Source organism: Burkholderia pyrrocinia, assembly GCF_018417535.1.
GTDB classification, from domain to species: domain Bacteria; phylum Pseudomonadota; class Gammaproteobacteria; order Burkholderiales; family Burkholderiaceae; genus Burkholderia; species Burkholderia pyrrocinia_E.
In genome coordinates, this window is record NZ_CP070978.1 from 3234423 (window position 1) to 3260824 (window position 26402).

At 60.8% G+C, this 26402-nt stretch carries 17 protein-coding genes and 3 pseudogenes; 17 read left to right on the forward strand and 3 right to left on the reverse strand.

What is annotated here, in order from left to right:
• Positions 1-20: 20 nt before the first annotated feature.
• Positions 21-653: a response regulator gene (locus JYG32_RS32710; RefSeq protein WP_213266378.1), complete on the reverse strand. Its 633-nt coding sequence runs from the start codon at positions 651-653 to the stop codon at positions 21-23.
• A 291-nt stretch (positions 654-944) separates the two neighbouring features.
• Between JYG32_RS32710 and JYG32_RS32715 the strand changes: the two genes are divergently transcribed.
• Both JYG32_RS32715 and JYG32_RS32720 read left to right on the forward strand, forming a co-directional pair.
• On the forward strand, positions 945-2057 hold the full coding sequence (locus JYG32_RS32715; RefSeq protein ID WP_213266379.1) for an ABC transporter substrate-binding protein: 1113 nt from the start codon (positions 945-947) through the stop codon (positions 2055-2057).
• Complete coding sequence (locus JYG32_RS32720; protein WP_249744806.1) at positions 2054-3895, forward strand: PAS domain S-box protein; 1842 nt, start codon at positions 2054-2056, stop codon at positions 3893-3895. The genes JYG32_RS32715 and JYG32_RS32720 overlap by 4 nt, the downstream gene beginning before the upstream one ends.
• A 103-nt stretch (positions 3896-3998) precedes the next feature.
• On the opposite strand, the gene JYG32_RS32725 is transcribed toward JYG32_RS32720, so the two are convergent.
• Both JYG32_RS32725 and JYG32_RS32730 read right to left on the reverse strand, forming a co-directional pair.
• Positions 3999-5405 carry a galactosyl transferase GMA12/MNN10 domain protein gene (locus tag JYG32_RS32725; protein ID WP_213266380.1) on the reverse strand — a complete coding sequence of 469 codons (1407 nt, stop codon included), beginning with the start codon at positions 5403-5405 and terminating at the stop codon, positions 3999-4001.
• Between the two features lie 93 nt (positions 5406-5498).
• Entirely contained in the window at positions 5499-6089 is a 591-nt protein-coding gene (locus JYG32_RS32730) for a recombinase family protein (protein ID WP_213266381.1), read from the reverse strand.
• A gap of 645 nt (positions 6090-6734) precedes the next feature.
• Here JYG32_RS32730 and JYG32_RS32735 point away from each other — a divergent pair.
• The 15 genes and pseudogenes from JYG32_RS32735 (at position 6735) to JYG32_RS32795 (ending at position 26348) form a co-directional block, all read left to right on the forward strand.
• Positions 6735-7619, forward strand: a complete 885-nt coding sequence (locus JYG32_RS32735) for an EAL domain-containing protein (RefSeq protein WP_213266382.1) — start codon at positions 6735-6737, stop codon at positions 7617-7619.
• Between the two features lie 42 nt (positions 7620-7661).
• The gene (locus JYG32_RS32740; protein WP_213266383.1) at positions 7662-8063 is read left to right on the forward strand and encodes a hypothetical protein; all 402 of its coding nucleotides are present in this window, start codon (positions 7662-7664) and stop codon (positions 8061-8063) included.
• A 108-nt stretch (positions 8064-8171) separates the two neighbouring features.
• Positions 8172-9281: pseudogene (locus JYG32_RS39750) on the forward strand (ESPR-type extended signal peptide-containing protein); the annotation flags it as partial.
• A 153-nt stretch (positions 9282-9434) separates the two neighbouring features.
• Positions 9435-15470 (forward strand): annotated as a pseudogene (locus JYG32_RS39755) (BspA family leucine-rich repeat surface protein); the annotation flags it as partial.
• 75 nt (positions 15471-15545) lie between these two features.
• Positions 15546-15806, forward strand: a pseudogene (locus JYG32_RS39760) (YadA C-terminal domain-containing protein); the annotation flags it as partial.
• A 99-nt stretch (positions 15807-15905) separates the two neighbouring features.
• Positions 15906-16580, forward strand: a complete 675-nt coding sequence (locus JYG32_RS32750) for an OmpA family protein (protein WP_213266384.1) — start codon at positions 15906-15908, stop codon at positions 16578-16580.
• A gap of 147 nt (positions 16581-16727) precedes the next feature.
• Positions 16728-17873 (forward strand): DUF2827 family protein, encoded by a 1146-nt coding sequence (locus tag JYG32_RS32755; protein ID WP_213266385.1) that lies wholly within the window; start codon positions 16728-16730, stop codon positions 17871-17873.
• Between the two features lie 2 nt (positions 17874-17875).
• Positions 17876-18997, forward strand: coding sequence for a DUF2827 domain-containing protein (locus tag JYG32_RS32760; RefSeq protein ID WP_213266386.1), 1122 nt, complete (start codon positions 17876-17878; stop codon positions 18995-18997).
• A 50-nt stretch (positions 18998-19047) separates the two neighbouring features.
• Complete coding sequence (locus JYG32_RS32765; protein WP_213266387.1) at positions 19048-19635, forward strand: hypothetical protein; 588 nt, start codon at positions 19048-19050, stop codon at positions 19633-19635.
• Positions 19636-19690: 55 nt separating this feature from the next.
• Complete coding sequence (locus tag JYG32_RS32770; protein ID WP_213266388.1) at positions 19691-20830, forward strand: DUF2827 domain-containing protein; 1140 nt, start codon at positions 19691-19693, stop codon at positions 20828-20830.
• 60 nt (positions 20831-20890) lie between these two features.
• Positions 20891-21769, forward strand: coding sequence for a peptidyl-prolyl cis-trans isomerase (locus tag JYG32_RS32775; RefSeq protein ID WP_213266389.1), 879 nt, complete (start codon positions 20891-20893; stop codon positions 21767-21769).
• Positions 21770-21802: 33 nt separating this feature from the next.
• Entirely contained in the window at positions 21803-22123 is a 321-nt protein-coding gene (locus JYG32_RS32780; RefSeq protein WP_213266390.1) for a hypothetical protein, read from the forward strand.
• 42 nt (positions 22124-22165) lie between these two features.
• A complete protein-coding gene (locus JYG32_RS32785) occupies positions 22166-24040 on the forward strand; it encodes a tetratricopeptide repeat protein (RefSeq protein ID WP_213266391.1) in 1875 nt (624 codons plus the stop codon).
• A gap of 43 nt (positions 24041-24083) precedes the next feature.
• Positions 24084-24365 (forward strand): hypothetical protein, encoded by a 282-nt coding sequence (locus JYG32_RS32790; protein WP_213266392.1) that lies wholly within the window; start codon positions 24084-24086, stop codon positions 24363-24365.
• 3 nt (positions 24366-24368) lie between these two features.
• A complete protein-coding gene (locus JYG32_RS32795) occupies positions 24369-26348 on the forward strand; it encodes an OmpA family protein (protein ID WP_213266393.1) in 1980 nt (659 codons plus the stop codon).
• The last annotated feature ends 54 nt before the right edge of the window (positions 26349-26402 follow it).

The following is a 26402-nucleotide window of genomic DNA, read 5'->3' on the forward strand; positions in this document are numbered from 1 at the left end:
AAGCTTTGATTGGCTAGCGATCAACTCACGCAGATATTATTGGCGATCGCATAACGGATCAGGTCGGCATTCGTTCGGATGTCTAGCTTCTCCATCAACCTCGCCTTGTGCGTGCTGATCGTCTTTGCGCTCAACGAGAACTCGGAAGCAATTTCGTTGACAGTACTGCCGGTCGCCAAGCGCTCCAACACCTGCAGCTCACGCGCCGAAAGCATTTCTCTGGCGGTGGGGAGCGATGCAGGAGCATCGAAAACGATCGCTTCGACCAGTTGCTGGTCGATGAAGCGTCCACCGGCAGCGAGCTTTCGAATCGCAGCGATCAGCACCTGCGGATCGTTATCCTTGGTGACATAGCCGGACGCGCCTGCGCGGAGTGCCCGAGTGACAGTTTGAGGGTCATTGTGAACGCTCAGGACGAGAATCGGCAGTACTGGAAATACGACGCGTATCGACTGGATCAGTTCGGCACCGGAGGGGCCGGGCATCGTCATGTCCAGTAGCAGGACATCTACTTGGTGAAGGCCAAGCTGGTCAAGCACCTCCTCGCCACGCGCTGCTTCCGCATCGACGACGATGTCGGCTGTCGTTGCCAATACCTGTTTGATGCCTCCGCGGAGGATCGCGTGGTCATCGGCTATCAGCGTGTGAATCATAGGCGGGTAGAGCACAGAACGTGCGCGGGGCGCACGGAAGAACTAACATTCGAAGGGTGGGCAATAATCAGATGAATGACGTCTGACAGACGCGTGTCTCCTCTGCTTGATGCACGGAAAAGGGTAGTTCGAATTATCAAACGAACCGTAATTGTAAAACGAATTGTTAACGTTTACGCTGCAATCTTTCCCTCCTCCTACGATCGAGCCATGCGCTCCCGGCGGTGAGCGCGGCTCCGATCCACCCATTCCCCAATTCCCTCGGTACGTACAGTGGAATGTGACATTTCTATGAATCGCCGGCGGATCCTGCTCGGCGTAGCGGCGTCCGCGTTTGCTCCCAAGTCGACGCTGGCCGCATCGGCGATCAAACCGATACGCGTCGTTTTTCTTAACCCTGGCGAATCGGTGGAGCGTGCAACCGGGCAGCAGTGGCAGCTCGTCGTCCGTTTCATGGTGGCTGCGGCGAAGGCACTGGACATGCAGTTGGAAGTGCTTTACGCAGAACGCGACCATTTGCTGATGCTTCGTCAGGCGGAGGCGCTGACGAAGCGCCATACGGCCCCCGATTACGTCGTCCTGGTAAACGAGAAGCGCATGGCGTCGCGAATGTTGAGCGTCCTTGGCCGGATGCCGTCGAAGGTCGTGTTGATACACAACGACTTGACCGAAGCGCAGCGCCAGGAGGTTGGCAACGAACGCGAGCGGATCGTGAACTGGATCGGTACGGTGACGGCCGATGCGAAGCGTGCCGGGTATCGTTTGATGGAGTATTTGCATCAACGTCAGGCCAACGCCACCGTACCGCAAGTCATCGGCATTACGGGCGACCCTCTTACCCCGGTGTCGCTGGAACGCGCGGAGGGCGTTTACGAGTGGCTGATCAATGAGCCGGGGGCGCACCTGAATCAACTGGTTTATGGCAACTGGAGTTTTTCCGACAGCTACGAGAAGACCCGCGCACTCCTGAGGCGCTACCCAAATACCAATCTGATCTGGGCGGCAAACGATTCGATGGCGATCGGCGCGCTAAAGGCATGCGAAGCGTATGGCGCACGGCCAATCGTCGGAGGAATGGGCGCGTTGCCCGACGCATTGGTGAGCGTGATGCGAGGGGGGCTGACTGCCATGATGGCCGGTACCTACTTCATCGGGGCTTTCGCGATGGTTTTGATCTACGACTATCACGAGGGGTTCGATTTTGCCGAGCACGGAGGCGCACGCAGGAAGCTGGATGTCCTCAAGCTGGTCCATCGCGGCAACGCGTCCTCTTATTACGAACGACTTTTCGGTGGTTTGGGCGACCCGGACTTCAGCGCGCTTTCGAGGGCGCGGCATCGGAAGTTAGCCGATTACGACTTCAACATCGACCGCTTGCTCGACAACATAAAGAAATTCTCGTGACGCTTGGCTTCAATAGATTTGCGCGCGTGTTTTGGCCGCCCAACCTGCAAGGCAAGCTGATGTTTGCCTTTCTTGCTCTCGTGGTCGTGGTGGGCGGAGTAGGTGGCTGCTCCCTGACCGAACACGAGCGCCAGGTACATGTCGAGATGCTGGAGAACAAGGCTGCGCGTATTGCAGATCTGCTCAGCATCGCTCTGGACCCGCCGCTTTGGAATGTGGACAAGAGCGCGATCGATTCGCTGCTCGCACCCCTGGCATCCAATCCTGAGGTCGCCGAATTCACGGTCACGTCAACGGACTTCGGCGTCGTGGCCTCGGTCAAGCCGCTGCCTGCCGTAAGCCCGAGCGATCGTATCGTCCGCGTGCGCGAGATTTTTCACGTTGCATCGGGCGGCGCGCCCAAAGAAAAGCTCGGTGAGGTCAGGGTCGTGCTGTCGAAAGCCAGCATGAAGGAAGAGATCCGCCATGCGGAGAACACTCTTCTGGCGTCGATGGGATTCCTTCTGGTCGGACTGTACGCATCCGTTTACTTCCTTTTGAAATACATAGTGCATCGTCCCATCGTAGAACTGAAGTCGACGATCGATGCGATCTCTGCCGGTAACCTGGATGTCGACTGCCGGATCACGCACAAGGATGAATTCGGCGAGCTGGCGACGCGAGTCAATGCGATGGCGCACAATTTACGGGAGTCGACACGTCGCCTGCGTGAGAGTGAGCAGAAGTATCGGCGCATATTCGAGAACGCGATCGAGGGTATGTTTCTCCTGAATCGCGACGGAAGGCTTCACGATGTCAATCCAGCGATGGTGCGCGTGCTGGGCTACCGGTGTGCCGATGAATTTGTTTCGAGGGATATGACGAAGGATGTACCTTCGGTGTTTTCGTCGCAACAGACGCGCGATCTATTCGCCACCGCCGACGCGGAGGGCGGGATAGTCAGGCTCGAGATGCAATTGCGCAAGCTGGGCGGCGAGTCGATCTGGGTCGAACTCAACGCGCGAATCGTCGCGAGCTTGCCCGGTGAACCGGAGCATATCGAGGGCATGCTGGCAGACATTACCGAGCGCCGGCGTGCGCGCGAGCGCATGCGTCGACATCGAGATCAGTTGCGAAGTGAAGTAGCCGAGCGGAGGCGTGCTGAAGACGATCTCCGGGTGTCCCAGGAACAGCTGCGCAAGCTGTCGGCGCACATGGAATCGGTCCGCGAAGAAGAGCGAAAGGAAATCGCGATGACAATTCACGACGAACTCGGTCAGTTGCTCACCGCGTTGAAAATCGACATCGCGCTGCTGAAGAATAAGCTGAATCCGGGGAGCACGGAGCGGTCGGCCGTCGACCAGATGAACGGTCTGGTCGAAAGAACGTTGAAGATTGTTCGCGACGTCGCGAGTAATCTGCGGCCTGCAGCGCTCAATTACGGTCTCGCAGAGGCGCTGGAATGGCTGGCGGCTGAATTTTCCCGGCACGGAATTGTGCGATGCCGCTTCTTCGTTTACGGAGACAAGCCGCAGCTTTCCGATGCGCATGCCACTGCGGTTTTCCGCATTGCGCAGGAAGCGCTGACCAACGTCGCGCGCCACGCGCGCGCCACGCAAGTGGAACTACGGCTCTGTGACATTGGACGCGCGTTTGAATTGTCAGTCATCGACAACGGACAGGGGTTCGATCCGTCGACCGTTTGTGCCGGAAAGTCCTACGGCCTGCTCGGCATGCAGGAGCGTGCGAGGCTGCTAGGCGCGCAACTGAACATTGAAAGCATCGAAGGGCAGGGGGCGATCGTGCGCCTAACGCTCAAGAGCGCATCCGTTACCCCGTTGCACGACTATGCGGCATGAACGGTACGTGTGACGCGAAGCCAAATTCTGCGTCGTGCGCAGGCGCAAATCGCTGACCTGACTACATTGTCTGCCGACGATTCGTAAGCCGATCCAGGCAGATCTATGACGGCGACTGTTCGAGATCCTCTGGCTTGGCGATTTCGATTTCGCCGTCCGGAAAATTCACCGGCGCGTGCTGTCGTCGTGTGCTGGCCAATCTGGCACATTCGTCGCGGTCCATCATCAGCGCGCGCATCTGCGGCCACATGCCGAAGTAGTGGACGATGAAGCTGTCCCGACAACTGAAAAACCACGGCGTGTTGATGGCAAGCAGACTCCGTATTTCCGTGTTGTCGAGTAGTCCATGCCTTTTCATCGCCTCGATGAAATAGTACTGGTCGCCGTTGCCGGCATAGACGCTTGATCGGTCCGGCAACGCGGTGATGGTATGCATCAGGTCGGACAGCATGGCGAGATTCGCGTGCGTGCGCCGAAATCCCATCACGCCCGAGTTGAACGGCCACTGACCGATATCCCGTGCAAGGAGCCGATCCCTGCCTTCGAGCAACGGTTCGATCTGCAACGCGTGATTGCCGATCAATACGTCGGCATCGAGCCAGATTACCCACTCGTGATGAGCGAGGTACGCATGCAGGAGCCACGGCTTGATCCAGTTCCCGGTGCCGGAGAGCCCGATTTCCGGCGGAATGGCGCGGTGCACGTGCAACGTGTGGCCATGAAGTTCGCAGTATTGCCGGAAGTTCATTTCGGCGATATGCGCATACACGTCGATTTCGGGCGTGTAGAGCGTCACGAATGCGATAGATCGGCCCGGACTGAATGTGCTGCGCTCGTCGAGTGGAATACTGTCCGACCAGTCTATTGCGAAATAGGAGCGAGCGCCGCCCATGCATTCGTCTATGTGTGCGAACAGCGTATCGCGGAATCGCGGGATGGAACCCATATCAACGGGCGAGTGTGTCTCGTCGTCGACGCTGATCGCGAAAGTCGGTACGACGCTCCAACGCGGGTCGATATTCGGTCCCGTGTACATCGCTGCACAGAGGCCGTCAATCGTCGCATGCCACGGCACCGAGTCCAGTTGGGCGAGTAACCGTGCTTCGCCTGTGAACGACTGGCCACCTAGTTTGCATTGCATGACGACGTCCGCGAGCCTGCTGCGCGATGTTGCGGTATTTCGCCAGATTTGAATGTTGGGCTGCGGCGCCTCTCCAGAGGTCGAGATCAGCAGAAAGTCTCGATCGCCGATCAGGTGGCTGAGCGGGACCGGCCGGACAATCGCCGCATGCTCGGTGAGGAGGAGCACGATATGGGCGTCCGGAGTGCGGTGCATGATATCGAGCAGACGCTCGTACTTGTGTAACGCGTGCACTTGCCGGTCGCGCGGCCCATCGCTCGCATCGACGATTTCGTGGATGTATGAGTACGCGTTCGCGTATTGCGCGTGATTGGCGCTCGCACAGTGAGCGGATTCATGAAAAAAACTCAGTACGGTGCCTTGAGCCATGCTCGGTGTTCCTCAACGATATGAATTTTGCGTTCGCGGCAGCCGAAACGGACATCGATCCCATGGAGCGACGATGGAAGTGCAACGTCGTGTCTAGTTCTTCTTTCTGGATCGAGTGCCCTCCGCCAGCGACGCGGTTTGCCCCATTACCGCACGTTTGAGCGTGCGCGGATGGACCTTGAATTTTTTGGCGACGTCGGACATCGGCTTCGTTTTCAAGAGCGCTATGGCTTGCCGGCACTGGGCAGGCGAGAGCAAAGGTTTGCGGCCCATCCTTTTTCCGTGCGCACGAGCTACACGCATGCCGGCCCTCGTGCGCTCGCTGATGAGGCGCCGCTCGAACTCGGACAACGCCGCCATCATATGAAACATCAGGGTGCCGCCGGCGGACGATGTATCGATCGATTCCGTAAGCGAGATGAACCCGATGTCGTGCTTCGCAAGATAGTTGATCAGGTCGATCAATTTGGCGAGGGAACGTCCGAGGCGATCGAGTCGCCACACCATGAGCGTGTCGCCGCTTGAAATCGCGGACAGTGCTTCATTCAACCCAGGGCGGGAGAACTCTGTGCCGGATATGCCTTGGTCGGTATACAGGACCTCGCATCCGGCGCGGAACAGCGCATCTTCCTGTAGCAACAGATTTTGCTCTTCTGTCGATACCCGTGCATACCCGACCTTCATAGAATTGCCCCTTTGAGTGCCGCGGTGTTCGCCATGAAGGAGGCACGGACGGCAGCGCATCGAGCTAGAACATGTTGCTCTGCCGCGGGGAGTCGAGAGTGGTGTGGACGAGCGAGGTACCGCATGGGGCGCACGATTCTTAGTTATTAAATTCTGGAGATTGGGGTGTGTCGTTCCTCCGGTGATTTCACGAAAAATCGTAGAGCGTCAACGACGCGAAACGTGCCAGGAGATTCGGTGAACGACAGATTGTCAAACCTTGCAAAGACAGCTGCATTGTAGTGGACAAAAGGGAACCCTTTTGCCCATCGCCTCGCCCGCCTGCCCAGCTACGCAGAACCCCCGTCCTATAAGGACCGCAAATATTTCCACGCACTTTCGCACAAAGGTTCCCTTTTGCACTCGCCGAGCGATTCATCTTCACTCATTCGGGCGGGGGCACTGTCGGGTGAGTGATTCCGTCGCTCACCAGGGGTTCTGACGCGTTTGCATGCGATCGCGCCGAATCTCCTTTGCTCTGGCTTGTATTCGGCAAGTGCAGATCCGTAGTTGCAGGGTGATTGCGGCAAGGCGCTGCACACGGAGGTGATGACCACACCTTTAGCGCCTTGGGAACGGTTCGTTAGCTGAGTGTGTGGGGGGGGTATGACCGACAGTTCAAGGTTGTTGTCTGGGGCGGGAAAGATTCCAGTCTCCCCCGGGCGCATGGCGCCGTTTGTCAGTGATTCCGCCGGGCGGGAGCAATATCGGCAGTCACCACTTTTCGTGTCGAAAACCCGATCTGGTCGCATGCCGAGCGCTCCGCAGGTAGTCGGCGACGAGATCTTGCCTGCAAACGACGCCAATTTCTTGACGCCGGGTTCTTCTGAGCAGATGCGCGCCGATTGCGTCGTCGCGTGTGCCGTATTGCGAGCCATCGAAAACGACGGATTCACGCTCGTGATGCTCCCCATCCATAACCCGGACCCCGACGGAGATGTTCTCTATTTCGAGTGCGCCGTCTGGTGCAGGGCTTTGGTTGATGAAATGTTGTCCCCTCGAATGTATCTGGAGTGTCTTGCGCGTGTGGGGCTGATGTCTCACTTCGATCGCTATGTCCTAACGCGCGTTCTGAGTCTTCTCGAGCAGTCTCCGCATTTGAGCATTGGTGTCAATCTGTCCGGCGACAGCCTCTCGGCGGGCCTCCAATGGGAGAGCCTCTTTGTCCACCTGCACTCGTCGCCTGATTTAGCAAGACGTCTGGTGGTGCAGGTCGCGGAGAACGTCGAGATCGAGAAGGGTGCCGGCCGCACATTTCTTGGGCGTTTACGACAACTTGGATGCCGGGTAGCGATCGACGGATACGGGGTCACCTACGGGGTCGATGTGGGTACGGAAATCCCTTGGCCCGACATCGTGAAGATCGGGCCTTCATTCATCAAGGCGGCCCAGCACGGCGATGTTGCGAAGGACAAGTTAAAGCGATTGGTGAAATTGGGCGCAAGTGTCGCGCGCGATGTCGTGGTGCTGGGGGGCCGAGACGGATGCTGACCGTCAGTTGGCGCGGCAGGCAGGGGCGAAACGGGTGCAGCAATGACGACCATGACAGAACGCCAAATGCAGGATGAATGGGTTGCCAATGTGGTGGCTCTCGGCAATTCCATCCATGGCGGGGCAGCACCCTCGATCGCCGATGCAGCGTGGAGTGCGCCGGGCCTTTTCCGAGAAAGGATGCTCGCGGAATTTCAGGTGGGAGTGCACGCCGTTGTCGATCTGCTACTCGATGCCCGACAGGGTGAATCTGTCAGGGCGGCATTCGATGCGGGACTCGCTCAAGGATTTTTCGGGGAGGAATCCGCGATTTCGCGGGGCCTACGCGGTCGATCCGAATCTCTCCGGAAAGTCGAAATTGAAGAGGCAGGCGAGTCGAGAAATACCGTTTCCGCGATTAGGGATATTGGTGTGAATTTTGGAGGGCGAATTAGATACGGATGACGATCTCGATAGTCGTATTTTCTCGTTTGAAAGTTACTAAATTGTCGTCGGAAGATTAACTAATTTTAGAGCTTTCCAATTTATGGAAAGGTCGGGGAAATAACAAGAATGAACAAGATCTACCGTACCATCTGGAACAAGGCGCTCGGGTCCTTCGTTGCGGCGTCGGAGCTCGACAGTGCGAGCGGCAAGGGAAAATGTGGAGTGCCTTCGTCTGTGTTCGACGGACGCCTCGATGGGGAATCTCCAGGCGGGATTGCTCAATGTCATCCTTCTTTAAGCGCCATTCCACTAGCCATTGCGGCGCTTATGGGTGTCGGATTGGCAATTTCAAGCAATGCTAACGGCCAAGCGGTCTCAGTGGGCGGCTCAGCTACGGGTGCGAATTCTTCGGCGTTCGGCTCCGGTTCGGTCGCAAGCGGTTTCCAGGCAACTGCGCTTGGTGCTTTTGCGCACTCTACGGGGGACTATTCAACGGCGGTTGGTACTGGGGCGGCGAGCACGGGGGGGGACAGCACAGCGCTAGGGCTTTCAACTACCGCCTCGGGTTTCCAGGCAACTGCGCTTGGTGCTTTTGCGATCGCTTCGGGGGGCTTTTCAACGGCGGTTGGTACTGGGGCTGCGAGCGCGGGAGGGGACAGCACAGCGCTAGGGCTTTCAGCTACCGCCTCGACTTACCAGGCAACTGCGCTTGGTGCTTTTGCGATCGCTTCGGGGGGCTTTTCAACGGCGGTTGGTACTGGGGCTACGAGCACGGGGGAAGACGGAACATCGCTAGGGATTTCAGCTACCGCCTCGAATACCCAGACAACTGCGCTTGGTACTTCTGCGACGGCCGCTGGCTTTCATGCTTCGGCGCTCGGCTCCAGTTCTACCGCAAGCGGCGCCCAGGCCGATGCGCTCGGTGCTTTTGCGGTCGCTACGGGGGACTATTCAGCGGCGGTAGGTACTGGGGCTACTAGCTCGGGGGGGTACAGCACAGCGCTAGGGATTTCAGCTACCGCCTCGAATTCCGGGGCAACTGCGCTTGGCGAATCTGCGGCGGCCACTGGCTATTATGCTTCGGCGCTCGGCCCCAGTTCGGTCGCAAGCGGCGCTCAGGCAACTGGGCTCGGTGCTTTTGCGAGCGCTACGGGGGACTATTCAACGGCGGTTGGTACTGGGGCTACGAGCGGGGGGGGGCACAGCACAGCGCTAGGGGTCTCAGCTAACGCCTCGGGTATTGCGTCAACTGCGCTGGGTAGTGGGTCGACGGCGTCCGCAGACCAGGGCACAGCACTCGGAGCCAGTTCGAATGCGAGCGGGGACGAGGCGACGGCGACAGGCTTCGCCGCCACTGCTAGCAATACTTTCGCTTCGGCGTTTGGTCCTAGTGCCACCGCTTCCGGCCGCGGCTCGACGGCACTAGGCTTCGTGACAGAAGCATCTGGGGCGGGGGCGACCGCGCTAGGTATGCAGTCGACCGCCGCTGGGGATAGTTCTACTGCGTTGGGCAATAATTCCAAGGCGTTGGCGCAATCGACGGTCGCACTGGGCGATAACAGCACGGTGGATGCGACCGCCGGCCAAGGTTCGATCGCTGCCGGCGCCCAGTCGGAGGTAACGTCGGGCACGGGCGCCGTTGCGCTTGGCTATCAGCAGACGGCGAGCGGTGACGGTGCCGTGGCTATCGGCGATCCGAACACCGCGACGGGCACGGGCGCGGTAGCCGTGGGTGCGAACAACACCGCAACTGGTACGGGCGCGGTCGCGCTAGGCAACTCGAACGTGGCTGCGGGTACGGGTTCAGTTGCCCTCGGCAGCACTTCGACGGCAGCGGCAACGGGCGCGGTCGCCTTGGGCTCGGGTGCAACTGCGGCCAATGCAGGCGATGTTGCTCTGGGTTCGGGTTCGGTGACGGCAGCAGCCAACCCAACCGCGAGCGGGACGATTGGCGGCACCACTTATAGCTACGCTGGCACCAGTCCGACCAGCGTGGTGAGCGTCGGCAGTGCCGGTGCGGAACGGCAGATCACGAACGTAGCGGCCGGGCAGGTGAGCGCGACGAGCACCGACGCGATCAACGGCTCGCAACTGTTTGCGACCAACCAGGCGATCGACACCTTGTCGACCTCGACTTCGACGGGGATCAGTTCGCTCTCCACAGGACTGTCGACGACCAATAGCAACGTCGCGTCGCTGTCGACCTCGACCTCGACGACGGCCAGCTCGTTGTCGACGGGGCTGAGCACGACGAACAGCTCGGTATCGTCGCTGTCCACCTCGAGCTCGACTGCGGAAAGCTCGTTGTCGACGGGGCTGAGCACGACGAACAGCTCGGTATCGTCGCTGTCGACCTCGAGCTCGACGGCGGAAAGCTCGTTGTCGACTGGCCTGAGCACGACCAACAGCACGGTATCGTCGCTGTCGACTTCGAGCTCGACTGCGGAAAGCTCGCTGTCGACGGGCCTGAGCACGACGAATAGCACGGTGTCGTCGTTGTCGACCTCGAGCTCGACTGCGGAAAGCTCGCTGTCGACTGGCCTGAGCACGACGAACAGCGCGGTTGGGTCGCTGTCGACTTCGACCTCGACGACGGCCAGCTCGTTGTCGACGGGCCTGAGCACGACGAACAGCACGGTATCGTCGCTGTCCACCTCGAGTTCGACGGCGGAAAGCTCGTTGTCGACTGGCCTGAGCACGACGAACAGCACGGTATCGTCGCTGTCGACGTCGAGCTCGACGGCGGAAAGCTCGTTGTCGACGGGCCTGAGCACGACGAACAGCTCGGTATCGTCGCTGTCGACCTCGAGCTCGACGGCGGAAAGCTCGCTGTCGACGGGTCTGAGCACGACGAACAGCTCGGTGTCGTCGCTGTCGACCTCGACTTCGACGACGGAAAGCTCGCTGTCGACGGGCCTGAGCACGACGAATAGCACGGTCTCGTCGCTGTCGACCTCGAGCTCGACGGCGGAAAGCTCGCTGTCCACGGGTCTGAGCACGACGAACAGCACGGTTGGGTCGCTGTCGACTTCGACCTCGACGACGGCCAGCTCGTTGTCGACGGGCGTCAGCTCGCTGTCCACGGGTCTGAGCACGACCAACAGCACGGTGTCGTCGTTGTCCACCTCGAGCTCGACTGCGGAAAGTTCGTTGTCGACGGGCGTTAGCTCGCTGTCCACGGGTCTGAGCACGACGAATAGCACGGTCTCGTCGCTGTCCACCTCGAGTTCGACGGCGGAAAGCTCGTTGTCCACGGGCGTTAGCTCACTGTCCACGGGTCTGAGCACGACGAATAGCACGGTGTCGTCGTTGTCGACCTCAAGCTCGACGGCGGAAAGCTCGTTGTCGACGGGCCTGAGCACGACGAACAGCACGGTATCGTCGCTGTCGACCTCGACTTCGACGACGGAAAGCTCGCTGTCGACGGGCCTGAGCACGACGAACAGCTCGGTGTCGTCGCTGTCGACTTCGAGCTCGACGGCGGAAAGCTCGCTGTCGACGGGTCTGAGCACGACGAACAGCGCGGTTGGGTCGCTGTCGACCTCGACCTCGACGACGGCCAGCTCGTTGTCGACGGGGCTGAGCACGACGAACAGCACGGTCTCGTCGCTGTCCACCTCGAGCTCGACGGCGGAAAGCTCGTTGTCGACGGGGCTGAGCACGACCAACAGCACGGTATCGTCGCTGTCGACTTCGAGCTCGACGGCGGAAAGCTCGCTGTCGACGGGCCTGAGCACGACGAACAGCTCGGTATCATCGCTGTCGACTTCGACTTCGACGACGGAAAGCTCGCTGTCGACGGGTCTGAGCACGACGAACAGCTCGGTGTCGTCGCTGTCCACCTCGACTTCGACGACGGAAAGCTCGCTGTCGACGGGCCTGAGCACGACGAATAGCACGGTCTCGTCGCTGTCCACCTCGAGCTCGACGGCGGAAAGCTCGCTGTCGACGGGTCTGAGCACGACGAACAGCTCGGTATCGTCGCTGTCGACTTCGACTTCGACGACGGAAAGCTCGCTGTCGACGGGTCTGAGCACGACGAACAGCTCGGTGTCGTCGCTGTCGACTTCGAGCTCGACTGCGGAAAGCTCGCTGTCGACTGGCCTGAGCACGACGAACAGCACGGTCTCGTCGCTGTCGACTTCGAGCTCGACGGCGGAAAGCTCGTTGTCGACGGGTCTGAGCACGACCAACAGCTCGGTATCGTCGCTGTCGACCTCGACTTCGACGACGGAAAGCTCGCTGTCGACGGGTCTGAGCACGACGAACAGCGCGGTTGGGTCGCTGTCGACTTCGACCTCGACGACGGCCAGCTCGTTGTCGACGGGCCTGAGCACGACGAACAGCACGGTATCGTCGCTGTCGACTTCGAGCTCGACGGCGGAAAGCTCGTTGTCCACGGGCGTTAGCTCGCTGTCGACGGGTCTAAGCACGACGAACAGCACGGTCTCGTCGCTGTCGACCTCGACTTCGACGACGGAAAGCTCGCTGTCGACGGGCCTGAGCACGACGAATAGCACGGTCTCGTCGCTGTCGACCTCGAGCTCGACGGCGGAAAGCTCGTTGTCGACGGGCGTCAGCTCGCTGTCGACGGGCCTGAGCACGACGAATAGCACGGTGTCGTCGTTGTCCACCTCGAGCTCGACGGCGGAAAGCTCGTTGTCGACGGGTCTGAGCACGACGAACAGCACGGTCTCGTCGCTGTCGACTTCGAGCTCGACGGCGGAAAGCTCGCTGTCGACGGGCCTGAGCACGACGAACAGCTCGGTGTCGTCGCTGTCGACTTCGAGCTCGACGGCGGAAAGCTCGCTGTCGACGGGCCTGAGCACGACGAACAGCGCGGTTGGGTCGCTGTCGACTTCGAGCTCGACTGCGGAAAGCTCGTTGTCGACGGGTCTGAGCACGACCAACAGCACGGTTGGGTCGTTGTCGACGGGCCTGAGCACGACGAACAGCACGGTCTCGTCGCTGTCGACCTCGACTTCGACGACGGAAAGCTCGCTGTCGACGGGCCTGAGCACGACGAACAGCACGGTATCGTCGCTGTCGACTTCGAGCTCGACTGCGGAAAGCTCGCTGTCGACGGGTCTGAGCACGACGAACAGCTCGGTATCGTCGCTGTCCACCTCGAGCTCGACTGCGGAAAGCTCGTTGTCGACGGGCCTGAGCACGACAAATAGCACGGTGTCGTCGTTGTCCACGTCGAGTTCGACTGCGGAAAGCTCGTTGTCGACGGGCCTGTCGACGACGAACAGCACGGTTGGGTCGCTGTCGACTTCGACCTCGACGACGGCCAGCTCGCTGTCGACGGGTCTGAGCACGACGAACAGCACGGTCTCGTCGTTGTCCACCTCGAGCTCGACGGCGGAAAGCTCGTTGTCGACGGGCGTTAGCTCGCTGTCCACGGGTCTGAGCACGACGAACAGCACGGTGTCGTCGTTGTCCACCTCGAGCTCGACTGCGGAAAGTTCGTTGTCGACGGGCGTTAGCTCGCTGTCGACGGGTCTGAGCACGACCAACAGCACGGTATCGTCGCTGTCGACCTCGACTTCGACGACGGAAAGCTCGCTGTCGACGGGCCTGAGCACGACGAACAGCACGGTATCGTCGCTGTCGACTTCGAGCTCGACTGCGGAAAGCTCGCTGTCGACGGGTCTGAGCACGACGAACAGTTCGGTGTCGTCGCTGTCGACTTCGAGCTCGACGGCGGAAAGCTCGCTGTCGACGGGTCTGAGCACGACGAACAGCTCGGTATCGTCGCTGTCCACCTCGAGTTCGACGGCGGAAAGCTCGTTGTCGACGGGCGTCAGCTCGCTGTCGACGGGTCTGAGCACGACCAACAGCACGGTCTCGTCGCTGTCGACTTCGAGCTCGACGGCGGAAAGCTCGTTGTCGACGGGCGTCAGCTCGCTGTCGACGGGCCTGTCGACGACGAACAGCGCGGTTGGGTCGCTGTCGACTTCGACCTCGACGACGGCCAGCTCGTTGTCCACGGGTCTGAGCACGACGAACAGCACGGTCTCGTCGCTGTCCACCTCGAGTTCGACGGCGGAAAGCTCGCTGTCGACGGGTCTGAGCACGACGAACAGCACGGTGTCGTCGTTGTCCACTTCGAGCTCGACGGCGGAAAGCTCGCTGTCGACTGGCCTGAGCACGACGAACAGCACGGTTGGGTCGCTGTCGACTTCGACCTCGACGACGGCCAGCTCGTTGTCGACGGGCGTCAGCTCGCTGTCGACGGGTCTGAGCACGACCAACAGCACGGTCTCGTCGCTGTCGACCTCGAGCTCGACGGCGGAAAGCTCGTTGTCCACGGGCCTGAGCACGACGAACAGCGCGGTTGGGTCGTTGTCGACTTCGACCTCGACGGCGGCCAGCTCGCTGTCGACGGGCCTGTCGACGACGAACAGCACGGTTGGGTCGCTGTCGACTTCGACCTCGACGACGGCCAGCTCGTTGTCCACGGGTCTGAGCACGACGAACAGCACGGTATCGTCGCTGTCCACCTCGAGCTCGACGACGGCCAGCTCGTTGTCGACGGGCGTTAGCTCGCTGTCCACCGGTCTGAGCACGACGAATAGCACGGCGTCGTCGTTGTCGACCTCGACTTCGACGGCGGAAAGCTCGCTGTCGACGGGCCTGAGCACGACGAACAGCACCGTGTCGTCTCTGTCGACCTCGACCAGCTCGCTGTCCACGGGGGTGAGTTCGCTGTCGACCGGTTTGAGCACGACCAACAGCAACGTGTCGTCGTTGTCGACGCAGACTTCGACGACGGCGAGTTCGCTGTCCACGGGGATGAGCTCACTGTCGACCGGTCTGTCGACCACGAACAGCTCCGTGTCGTCGCTGTCCACGACCGTGAGTTCGATCACGAACAATACGGCATCGGTATCGACCTCGGTTTCGACGATCGCGAGTTCGCTGTCGACGGGCCTGTCGACGACGAACAGCTCGGTCGGGTCGCTGTCGACCTCGACGTCGACGACGGCCAGTTCGCTGTCGACCGGTCTGAGCTCGCTGTCGACCGGGTTGTCGACGACGAACAGCAATGTCTCATCGCTGTCCACGTCGAGCTCCACGGCAGTTGTGTCGCTGTCCACGCTGATCTCGAAGTCGGAAACGCACTATCTGAGCGTGAACGATAACGGGACCCAGCAGGCCAACTACACCAACGACGGTGCGACCGGTACGAACGCGCTTGCGTTCGGCCCGTCCGCAACGGCTGCGGGCACGAATGCGATCGCGATCGGCAACGGCGCGAATGCCGCCGCCGAAGGGGCGACGGTCGTCGGCGCGAACGCGCTCGGGTCCGGTACCAACGCGACCGCGCTCGGCACGAACGCAACCGCCAGCGCAGCGAATTCGGTTGCGCTGGGTGCCGGGTCGATCGCGAGCGAGGCCAATACCGTCTCCGTCGGTTCGGCGGGCAACGAGCGGCGCATCACGAATGTCGCGGCGGGCGTGAATCCGACCGATGCGGTGAACGTGTCCCAGTTGAACGCCGTGCAGTCGGGCGTCAGCAACGTCGCTCGTCGAGCCTACTCGGGTGTCGCCGGCGCCGCTGCGCTGACGATGATTCCGGAAGTCGATCTCGGCAAGACGATCGCAGTCGGTGTCGGTAGCGCGACGTACCAGGGTTATGCCGCCGTTGCGTTGGGCTTCTCGGCGCGCTTGACGAACAACGTCAAGATCAAGGGCGGCTTCAGCAGCAGCAGCTCCGGGTACACGGTCGGCGGCGGTATCAGCTACCAGTGGTAACAGGACGGGCGTGAGGCAAACGGGAACATCGCTTGTCTCACGCCTGGCCTGATCAGTCGATGGCATTCACTAACCAAGAGGTTTGACATGACGAAAATAATGACCACGCTGCTTCTGGCGGCAGTGGTGCTTGCCGGTTGCTCCTCGGCATCGGGTCCAACGTTCGATGCGTATACGGTGACGCTGCCGAACCAGCAACAGGCGTATCGCGTGCAGTGCGACGGTTTGCTGGAAGGGCAAGGTATCTGCGATACCAAGGCCCGCGAAATCTGCGGCAACGTCCAGGTTCGCCCGATCCAGGCAATCGCGCCTTATGCGGGCGGCTCCGGCGTGCGCGAGTTGACGTTCCAGTGCGGCGTGCCGCCACAGCCGGCGCCTCAACCGCAGCCGGCGCCTCAACCGGTAGCGGCGCCCATGCCGCCGCCGTCTCCGCCGCAAAAAATCACGCTCAGCGGCGACGCCAACTTCGAAGTCGATAAAGCCAATCTCACGGCCGACGCTCGCTCGCGCCTGGACCAGCTCGTTGCGCAGGCACGGGGCATGCCGTTCCGCAACGTGACGGTAGACGGCTACACCGACTCGACCGCTTCGGTCGCGCACAACCTGGCGTTGTCGGAGCATCGCGCGCAGACCGTGGCTGCCTATCTGCGCGAGCACGGTCTGAACGCCCAGCGGTTTGTCGCGAACGGCTTTGGCAAGGCGAATCCGGTCGCCTCGAATGCAACTGCGATTGGCCGCGCACAGAACCGGCGCGTCGAGATCCAGCTGGATTAATTAGCGCTGTGAAGTACCCCGTTGTCCGCCTTGCAGAACTGCATCGCGGGATGCATCCAACGGGTTTGGGGAGGGGGCCGCAAAGCTCCGAGACGTGGCCCTTTCCCTGCTTTTTTCTCATAACAATTTAGCTTCACACAAACAGCCATGCGTATCGGGATTTCAGTGCTGACCCATGCCGGACAGAGTGTCTGGGAAAACGGGTTGGGCCAGAACGTTTTCTTTTTAGTTCAACTGCTGCAAAAGATTCCGTTCGTGACGGAAATCGTGCTGCTGAACTGCGGCGACCAGCGTCATGTCGCGTCTGAGGCTGGCGACGCGCTGCCGGGCATCCGGCTCGTCGCGCCGCGCGACGCCACGGATCTCATCGACCTTGTCTTCGAGATGGGAGGCGGGCTCGATGTCGAATGGCTCGACCATATTCGTGCGCGCGGCAAGAAGGTCGTTTTCTTCTGCTGCGGGCAGCCTTATGCAGGGCTGATCGAGCCGACCGTATTCAAGAAAAACGGCTATTTCTCGCGGGCAACGCGCTGCGACGAGGTCTGGATGCTGTCGAAAGATCGCGCATTCGCACCGATGTTGCGCGCACTGCATCGATGCCCGGTTGTCGAGGTTCCGTTTCTCTGGGATCCCGTCTTCATCGAGCAACGAATCCGCACGGTCGAGGCGGCCGGCCTGCAGTTCGGCTATCAGGTGATGCCGGAACCGATCTCGCCGCGGCGGCTGCGGACGGCGATCTTCGAACCGAACATCTCGGTGGTCAAGTGCTGCACGATTCCGCTGCTCATTTGCGACGTGGCATTCCGGCGCGACGCGGCGTCGATCGAGCGCGTTCACGTGCTTAACAGCATCCATATGAAAGATCATCCGACCTTTTCGTTCCTGACCAGTTCGCTGGCGTTGAACGAAAACGGAAAACTGTGCCTCGATCAGCGGCACGACTTCGTCGGCTATATCAGCCAATACGGCGACGCGATCGTCGCGCATCAATGGCATAACGACCAGAACATCGCCTACCTCGATGCGCTTTATGGCGGCTACCCCCTGATTCATAACTCGCCATGGCTCGAGGCGGTCGGCTATTACTACCCCGATTCGAATGTCGAAGAGGGCGCGGGGCAGCTTCTGAATGCCGCGTACATGCACGACTTAGCACACGAAGATTACGTGACGCAAGCGCGCGGCTTCCTGGCGCAGCTCAGTCCCGACCATCCCCGAAACCAGTCGGACTATGCGAGAGCATTGCTCGCGCTCGTCGCATCCGGCGGCAAACACGTAACCGGACGGGAATAACCATGGTCAATCGTCGTCTGAAGGTCGGCATCACCATTTTTCTCCGCGCCGGTCAGCAATCGATCTGGGAAAACGGGATCTTCCAGAACTGCTTTTTCCTCGCAATGCTGCTCAAGCGCTCGCCGCTCGTCGAAGCGGTTTTCCTGGTCAACGGCGGAGACGGATTGCCGTCCGAGTCGACGCATTTCCTGGAACACGCACCGGCGCCGACGATCGATCTCGAGACGGCGCGAGAAACGCTTGACGTCGTGATCGAGTTGAGCGCCCAGCTCAATCCTCTTTGGGCTCGAGCATTCCGGGAACGGGGCGGCCGTGTCGTCGGCATGCGTGTTGCGAACGACTACGTGATCGACATCGAGCGCATGATGTTCGGTCTTCAGCACGGCATGCTGGTATCCGGCACGCCTTACGACGCCATCTGGACGCTGCCGGCGTTCGAGCGAACCTGCGCCCCCTACTATCAGGCCGCGTTGCGTGCGCCGGTTCGTGCGATGCAGCACCTGTGGAGCCCGAACCTCCTGATGCGCTCGCTCGAGGCGAGCGGTGCGCCTGAACGATTCGAATACGAGCCCGGCCGCTCGCGCTGGAGGCTCGCGATTCTCGAACCGAATATCTGCATGGTGAAGACGTCGCATCTTGCGATGCTCGCCTCGGATCTGGCATATCGGCAGGCGCCGGAAACCATCGACTGTCTGCGCGTGTTCAACACGCTTCACCTGAAAAGCGATGCTCAGTTCGTCGGCTTTGCGCGCAGCCTCGACCTCGTCAACCACGGCTGCGCGAGCTTCGAGCCGCGCCTGCCGATCTACGAGATTCTGGGCCAGCAGGCCGATGCGATCGTGTCGCACCAGTGGGAGAACGCGCAGAACTACCTCTATTACGAGGCGTTGTACGGCGGCTATCCGCTGATTCACAACTCTGACTTGCTGGGTGGTTGCGGGTACCAGTACGACGGATTCGACTGCGAGGACGGGGCACTGGCGCTGCGCGAGGCTTATCTGGTTCACGACCTGAACCTCGAGTCGTACCGCGCGAATGCCCGCTCATTTCTTGCGAGCCTTGACCCGGAGCGCCAGGAGAACGTCGACGCATACAGCGGGGCGATCGCGGAGCTTTTCCAATGAAACATATTCGGAAGCTCATCGAGAAATCCACGCGCCCCCAGTTCGCGAGCATGTCGGACCGGCGTCGAGGCTGGACTCGTATCGCATCGCTCGGGCTGCTGCTTGCTGCCGTGTCGACGTCTTTCGCGCAACCGTTGCCGGGGCAGGCGGGCGGTGTCGATGCACGCCAGGGGCCGCTGGAGCCGCCCAGTACGGTGCTCGCGGCAGCGGCGATGAGGGCCGGCGTGCGCCGTTGCTATCCGATCATCAACGCGGTATCGGGTCGAACGTTCGCGGGCACCGAACATAACGACGTCGTGCTCGACTGGGATCGAGCCAACCCTGACGTGGCGCCGTTTTTTTCGCTGTCGGGCCTCGATTACGGCCGGGGAGCCGCGCTGTTGTCGCTGACAACCTCGTCCGTCGAAACCGGATGTGCGGTGTTGGTCGAGCGGATCTCGAGCGCGCCATTGCCGTGCAGGGAAGTCGCGCGCTCCGAGTTGTCCAGCTACCGCGCAGGGCCGCTCGTCAAATCCGTCACCGTCTACACAAATCCGGCGCATCCGCGCGAGACCGTGACACTCCTCGAGGCACCGCCGTCCTGCGTCATTGTCAGGCGGCAGGTTCAGTACCCCGCTAGGACGATGGATACGCAATGAGTGCAGTCAACGATCGCATCTCCTCGACGCAACCCGGAACTTTTGGAATTCAATCATGAGCACGGCACGCTCTCTACGCATCGGCATTACGATCGGCTTGCGCGATTCGGCGGAAAGCCTGTGGGTCAATGGCATCAAACAGAACGCGTTGTATCTGATGAAACTGTTTCAGCGGTCGCCGCTGAAACACCGCGTCACGCTCGTCAACACGACCGACGTGCCGATCACGGCCAGCTTGCCGTGGGATCTCGAGCAATTCCCGGCATGTTCGTTCAACGACGCGAAGGATTCGCTCGACGTTCTGATCGAACTCGGCGGCCAGATTGGTCGGCCCCAAACAGAGTATCTGCAATCCCGGGGCGCAAAGGTCGTCAGCTATTGCTGCGGCCCGGAGTATGTGCAGATGATGGAGGCGATGATTTTCTCGCGCCGGATGGCCGACTCGATCTTCATCAACCAGCAATACGACCAGGTTTGGGTCATTCCGCAGGTCGTGGATACGAGCGCGGGGTTCTTCAGCGTCCTGCGGCGCCGGCCGGTACGCGAAGTGCCGTTCGTGTGGGATCCGATGTGCATCGACATGCGCACGCACGACCTGCCGTTTCACGGGGCGTACCGGCCGCGCGCGCGGTCGAAGCAGCTGTCGGTCATGGAACCCAATATCGATGTGCTTAAGTTCTGCCTCTATCCGCTGCTGATTGCCGAATCGGCGTATCGGAAATGCGGCTCGAAGATCGGCTACGTGCACGTGACCAACTCGGATCACCTTGCCCGAAATAGTCCGGAGTTCATCGGTGTCGCCAATCACCTCGATCTCGTACGCGACAGCAAGGTGAGCTTCGTCGGTCGTTTCGATACGCCGCAATTCCTTTCCGAGCATACCGACATCGTGGTGTCGAATCAGTGGGGACTCGCGCTGAACTATTTCTATTTTGATGTCTGCTGGAACGGGTACGCGCTTGTGCACAACGCTCAGCTCTGCAATGAGATCGGCTACTTCTATCCGGGCAATGACCTGGAAGAAGGCACCCGCCAGCTCGTCGAGGCCATCGAAGCACACGACAAAGACTGGCAGGGTTACGTGAAGAGGCAGCGCGAGCAGATCGGCCGGTTTTTGTCGACGAACCCACGCCAGATCGAGGCGTACGACAAGCTTCTGATCGGGTTGTTCGCATCATCGGACGAAACAGCCTGATACAGGCATGACGTCCGCCGGTCGTAGAGGGTGACACATTAACCACACGAGGACCTGAAGATGAAAAACCAAATTCACAGCACACAGGGGATCCAACACCGTACCGCGCTCGGCGCGGCGTCTGTCGCAGTCTTTCTATTGAGCGCTTGCGCGCACCCGCGGCCGACTGCGACGCCGGCGCCGGTACGCCCGGCGGACGCCGTGGCGAGCGTCAATGGCGTGCCGATCGAGCGCACGCAGGTCGAAGCATGGCTGAAGACAAGCGGCCAGCCGGATACGCCGACGCAGCGCGCGGCGACTGAACGCGGGTTGATCGCGAGAGAACTCATTCGTCAGGCCGCAGAAGCGGAAAAACTTGGCGATGCGCCCGAGACGCGGGCGGCGGTCGAAAAGGCGCGTGTCGACACCGAGAATCGCCTTTACATAGCCCGACACATGAACGCGAGCGCCGTGACGGACCAGCAGGTGCACGCGCGTTATGACGCGATTGTCTCATCGCTCGGCCCGGTCTCGTATAAGCCTCGCGTGATTGTGGTGCCGAACGAACACGTGGCGCGATCGGCACTCGCCATGTTGGCACGCGGTGCCTCGTTCGAATCGGTGGCTTCGCGAGACAGTTTCGCGCCGAGCAAGGCGGACGGCGGGGCATTGCCGTGGGTGAGTCTCAAGACACCTGTCGTCACAGGTCAAACACAAGGTTTGCCTGACGATGTTGCGCGTGCGCTCGTCAAGCTGAATCCAGGCGAATACACGAGAACCCCGATCGCCGTCGGCGATACGCGTGTTCTGGTCAAACTCGATGCAAAGCGAGCGACCGCGATCCCGACCTACGAGCAGGTACGCGGTGAGTTGAGCCGCTCGATGACGGACCGTGCGCGGGAGGATGCGTTCAATGCACTGGTTGATGCGCTCGCGAAGAAGGCATCGATTGTTCGTTGATAACCCTAAAGGTGTGAACGTTTCGGAGAATGTATGAACGCACTGGATTACACCGATCGTTTCATTGGCAACCTGATCGCGAGCTGGCTGATTGCTTTCGGCATCGTGATTGGCGTCGACCAGTATTCGATGGAGGCGACGTGGTTGCGCGGGGCGACGCCGCGTGTGGAGATAGTGATTGCCTGTGTGGTGGCGGTCTGCGTGCTATTCGTCGGTCCCGCCGTCGTCAAATTCGTATGCCGAATTCGTCCGTCGATCTTCGAGGACAAGGAATCCCGGAAGGCCGCATGGCGTGGGCGGCTGGTCGGTATGGGCATTGGCCTGATTGTCGGAATCTTCATTCAGGGCATGTGAAACGAGGCCTAACCGATCGGGATGGAATCACTGGAGCATCTTATGGCAAAACAAGCTAAATCTTCTCTGGACCAGGCCGAGGCGCTAATTGCGTGCGGCTCGCTCGTCGACGCGTCGCGGCTCCTGTCGTTGGAGCAAGCGATGCAATCTTCAAATCCGCGCGAGCTCATTCTCACGAGCCGCCTGTTATGTTTGCGCGGACGGTTCGCAGAAGCGCGAGAATTGCTCGATCGCACGCTGCATATCGACGGCGCCAACGTCGAAGCATTGACGGAGCGTGCTCGACTAGCCGTGCGGCTCGGCGATGACGGAGGTGCCGATGGCTGGTTCGAGCGCGCGTATCGGCACGATGCACCGGGCGACGACTGGATGGTCGATTGGATCGACGTGCTGTTGCGGCTCGGCAAGTATGTCGCCGCTCGCGACATTGCGACGGTGCGCTGCGAACGAACGCCTGGTCAGGCCGGCCCGTGGTTTCGGCTCGGCCTCGCACATCAGCAGGCCTCTCATCATTTGCAGGCGCTGGATGCCTACCGGCATGCCGCGAGTATCGAGCCAGCGTTGCCGATGTTGCGCAACAACATGGGCGCAGCTCACCTCGAGCTCAAGCAGTATGACGATGCGAAGGCGCTCCTCGAGCAGGCGCTGCAGGACGATCCGGACAACGCGCTAGCGTGGAACAATCTGGCCACGACCCTGCTGAAGCAGGGCGAGCTGCCCGACAGCCTCGTGGCGGCGGAACGCGCGTGTGCGCTGGCACCGAATTATCCGACAGCGCTGCAAACATACTCCTACGTACTGCGTGAACATCAGCAATGGGATGGCGCGCAGATGATGGTGGAGCGCGCGATCAGGCTCGATCCGCGGAACATGTCGCTCGTCTGGGCGGTGGCGATGCTGCAACTGTTGCGCGGCGACTACGCAAATGGCTGGATCAATCACGAAGCGCGATGGAACGGTTCGCCGGAGTTGCGCGGCAACCCGCACAACTTGCCGGCGCCGCAGTGGACCGGAGAGCCGCTTGATGGAAAGACAGTTCTTGTCTGGGGCGAGCAGGGGCACGGTGACGCTCTTCAATTCGCGCGATTCGTGCCCGCGATTGCCGAACGCGTAAAGCGCGAGGGCGGGAAACTGATCTATTGCTGCTTTGCGAATCTGCTGCCGCTGCTCAAGCGAAGCCTCGGCGATGCGGTCGAATGCGTCATCCCGCACGATCTGCGTCCGCTGCCGACATTCGACTATCACCTGCCGCTCTGCGGCGTGCCGTTGATGCTCGGCATCCGCGTCGAGCATCTTCCTGGGAGGACCGGGTATCTGTGGGCGGATCCCGAGAAGACGGTCGACATGTGGAGCAGTCGCCGTACGGGCGACGCAAAGCTCAAAGTGGGCCTTGTGTGGAGTGGCAGCCGCTCGCACCAGCGTAATCCGATGCGATCAGTGGATCCGGTCGAACTCGCCAAAGTGCTTCGATCCATTCAGGACGTCGAGTTTTACAACCTCCAGGTGGAAGCGGACCAGGACGTCGCGGCAGCGCGCGAAGCCGGGCTCCCTCTCATCGATTGCACGAGCGAATTCGAGTCGTTCGACGATACCGCCGCATTCATACAGGGCTTGGACCTCGTCGTAACCGTTTGCACGTCCGTTGCGCACCTGGCTGGCGGGCTCGGCGTGCCGACCTGGGTCCTGCTCGACGTGAATCCACATTGGGTATGGATGACCGAACGGTCCGATAGCCCCTGGTATCCGAACGTCAAGCTGTACCGACAACGGACATACGGCGATTGGAGCCCCGTGCTTGAGCAACTGGGTCAGGATGTCCGAACGCTGGCGAGCGGCGCCGACTCCGTCATATCCGTGCCGCCAGTGCTGCTTGAAGAGTCGCGCGCGACCTGCGTCACGAGCGTGGACATGCAATAACCGAGGCCTGACGAGAAAGGCACGCGATTGCAACGGCACGGATATGGACATCTCGAACCTGTTTCGCTTCCCGCCTGTGTCGCAGTGCGATCTGAGGCGAGTCGAATGGCCGCATTACCTGAACCGCAACCAGCGCGCGCTGCTACGTACCTTGTATGAGGCCTGGGGCGAGGACGCAATCGTGCAGATCTACGCGGGTTGCGTTCGCGTGCGATCGGAATTCGGCGACTGGCGATTCTCGAATGAAGCGGAACTTGAGGCTGGGCTCGCGATGTGTAGCCGCATCCGGCAGCGATCGGAACCGAAACAGAATTTCATGGAGTGAGCTTTGAAAACTATCGATCTCGTTCAGGCGGTGACCACGACGTTCGCGCACCTGGCGCGCGAGCAGGTGTCGGCGCAAATCGGGCTGGCGCCGGACGTTGTGCATAACGTCATTGAACGGAGTACCGCTGCGCTCACGGCATCGCTGATCGAGCACAGCAGAACGCCGCAGGGATTGGCGTCGGCATTCGGTGCCATCATGTCGACGACCGCCAACCCGCGTATCGCCGAGCAACTCGGCTCGTTGGTGGCCGGCACCGCAGGCCTCAAGGAACTGGAAGCGAGTGGTACCGCGTTGAGCGAGCGTGCGACACAGCGGCGAATTGCCGTGCTCAGCGATCCAATTTCGATGCAAACCGGCGTACCGCCGCAGGCGACCCACGTGCTCGCTGCACTAGCCTCGGCGGTCGCGTGCGGCCTGATCAAATATCAGTTGCTGCTCGATCAGGGTGCCGTAAATGATCTCGCACAGCTGTTGCGTCTTCAAATCCCGTCAGTCGCCCCGTTTATGACCGACGAGATGGCCCAATGCATCGGCTTCGCCAGCGCACGGGAGTTTATCGATTCGATCGAGTTGCCGACGGTGGCGCCCGATTCGAAAGAAGCCGGCGCTACGCCGGCATACAGGCCGGTCAACGCCCCTGTCAGCGCGACGGTCAACGCGGCTACGACCACTGCACCGCGCTCACCCGCCACGAGTCCTGCATCGTTGCCCCAGCAGGCCGTCGTGTCGTCCAAACAAACTGCGGCTACGCCGGTTTTTTCGCCAAAATTGGCTCCGAAAACGCCGCCGGTCGAGACCGCAGGTGAAGAAACGCACACCGCGACGCCGCAGCCTGAAGCGGCTTTCGAACGCAAGCCGCAACAACGTCGTCGCCGATCCGGGCGTGGCATGACCTGGTTGCTTCTGCTGCTTGCGGTCGGTGCAGCGGCAGCGTTTGCGTACGCGCAAACACATCAAGGCTTCCAGAATTTGACGCTGTCGTCGACTGCTGGCACTCAGCAAGCGTCAACGCCGGCGCAAAGTGCGTCATCCGCGGTCGTGGACTCCATGGAACAGAAGCCTGCGGCGCCCGACAAAACGTCTTCGTCTTCGTCTTCGTCTTCGTCTTCGTCCGCGTCTGCGGCGCCGCCGCCGGGCACCGCATCTGCGCCCGTCATGCTGACGGACCAGAACGCAGTCGAACACGACGCCGTAGCCGATTCAGCGATGGCCATGCGTGTTGATGGCGCTGGCGTTCCGCATATTTTCGCGACGGTGGCAAACGATGAGCAGCGCCAGAAATTGATAAATCTCCTCAACGACAAGTTCGTCGCGGGCCACTTCGACGCCGATGTGACGATCACACCCGGTGCGCGTGCAGACTGGCTTGAGCACGTCGATGCGTTGCTGTCGCTCGTGACGGTTCATGACGCGGAGCTGGCGTTACGTTCAAGAGCGATCGAGCTGGCAGGGCCAGCCGCGGAGGGGCAGCGTGGATGGATTGCGCGATTGCAGCAAGCGTTCGGTTCGCAATGGCAGGTTTCGGCATTCGATGCGGCAACGAGTGTCGGGCAAGCGACGCAGGTATTCCGCCGCGAATTGGCCAAGACCGTCGATGGCGGTCATCCATGCACGCCGAGTGAGGTCGCACGCGTGCTTAATCTCCAGGTGATCGATTTCGCGCGATCAAGCGGCCACGTGCCAGCATCGGCTAAGGAGAATCTCGATGACGCGGCACTACTGCTCAAGACGTGCGCGAACGTAGGTCATCCGATCAAGTTCGAGATCGCCGCTTTCACGGACAACGCGGGTGATGCCCAGGCGCTTCTTCAACTTTCCCAGAAGCGCGCCGACGCGGTCCGTGCCCATCTCGTCGGAGCCGGCGTACCTGCTGCGTTGCTGACTTCGAAAGGCTATGGGGCTGACCGGCCGCTGGCGAACAATCTTACGAGCATCGGGCGGTTCGCCAACCGGCGCGTCGAGTTTATCTCGCACGAATGAAATGGAGCATGGGTTTGTCATTTCTGAATCGACGTCGAGAATTAAGGAGATTGA

Coding starts and splice junctions, on each gene's coding strand:
- JYG32_RS32730 (WP_213266381.1), bottom strand. CDS start 6,089: ATGAAGGTCGGGTATGCACGGGTATCGACAGAAGAGCAAAATCTGTTG.
- JYG32_RS32735 (WP_213266382.1), top strand. CDS start 6,735: ATGACCGACAGTTCAAGGTTGTTGTCTGGGGCGGGAAAGATTCCAGTC.
- JYG32_RS32740 (WP_213266383.1), top strand. CDS start 7,662: ATGACGACCATGACAGAACGCCAAATGCAGGATGAATGGGTTGCCAAT.
- JYG32_RS32725 (WP_213266380.1), bottom strand. CDS start 5,405: ATGGCTCAAGGCACCGTACTGAGTTTTTTTCATGAATCCGCTCACTGT.
- JYG32_RS32710 (WP_213266378.1), bottom strand. CDS start 653: ATGATTCACACGCTGATAGCCGATGACCACGCGATCCTCCGCGGAGGC.
- JYG32_RS32770 (WP_213266388.1), top strand. CDS start 19,691: ATGAGCACGGCACGCTCTCTACGCATCGGCATTACGATCGGCTTGCGC.
- JYG32_RS32755 (WP_213266385.1), top strand. CDS start 16,728: ATGCGTATCGGGATTTCAGTGCTGACCCATGCCGGACAGAGTGTCTGG.
- JYG32_RS32750 (WP_213266384.1), top strand. CDS start 15,906: ATGACCACGCTGCTTCTGGCGGCAGTGGTGCTTGCCGGTTGCTCCTCG.
- JYG32_RS32785 (WP_213266391.1), top strand. CDS start 22,166: ATGGCAAAACAAGCTAAATCTTCTCTGGACCAGGCCGAGGCGCTAATT.
- JYG32_RS32790 (WP_213266392.1), top strand. CDS start 24,084: ATGGACATCTCGAACCTGTTTCGCTTCCCGCCTGTGTCGCAGTGCGAT.
- JYG32_RS32780 (WP_213266390.1), top strand. CDS start 21,803: ATGAACGCACTGGATTACACCGATCGTTTCATTGGCAACCTGATCGCG.
- JYG32_RS32775 (WP_213266389.1), top strand. CDS start 20,891: ATGAAAAACCAAATTCACAGCACACAGGGGATCCAACACCGTACCGCG.
- JYG32_RS32765 (WP_213266387.1), top strand. CDS start 19,048: ATGTCGGACCGGCGTCGAGGCTGGACTCGTATCGCATCGCTCGGGCTG.
- JYG32_RS32760 (WP_213266386.1), top strand. CDS start 17,876: ATGGTCAATCGTCGTCTGAAGGTCGGCATCACCATTTTTCTCCGCGCC.
- JYG32_RS32715 (WP_213266379.1), top strand. CDS start 945: ATGAATCGCCGGCGGATCCTGCTCGGCGTAGCGGCGTCCGCGTTTGCT.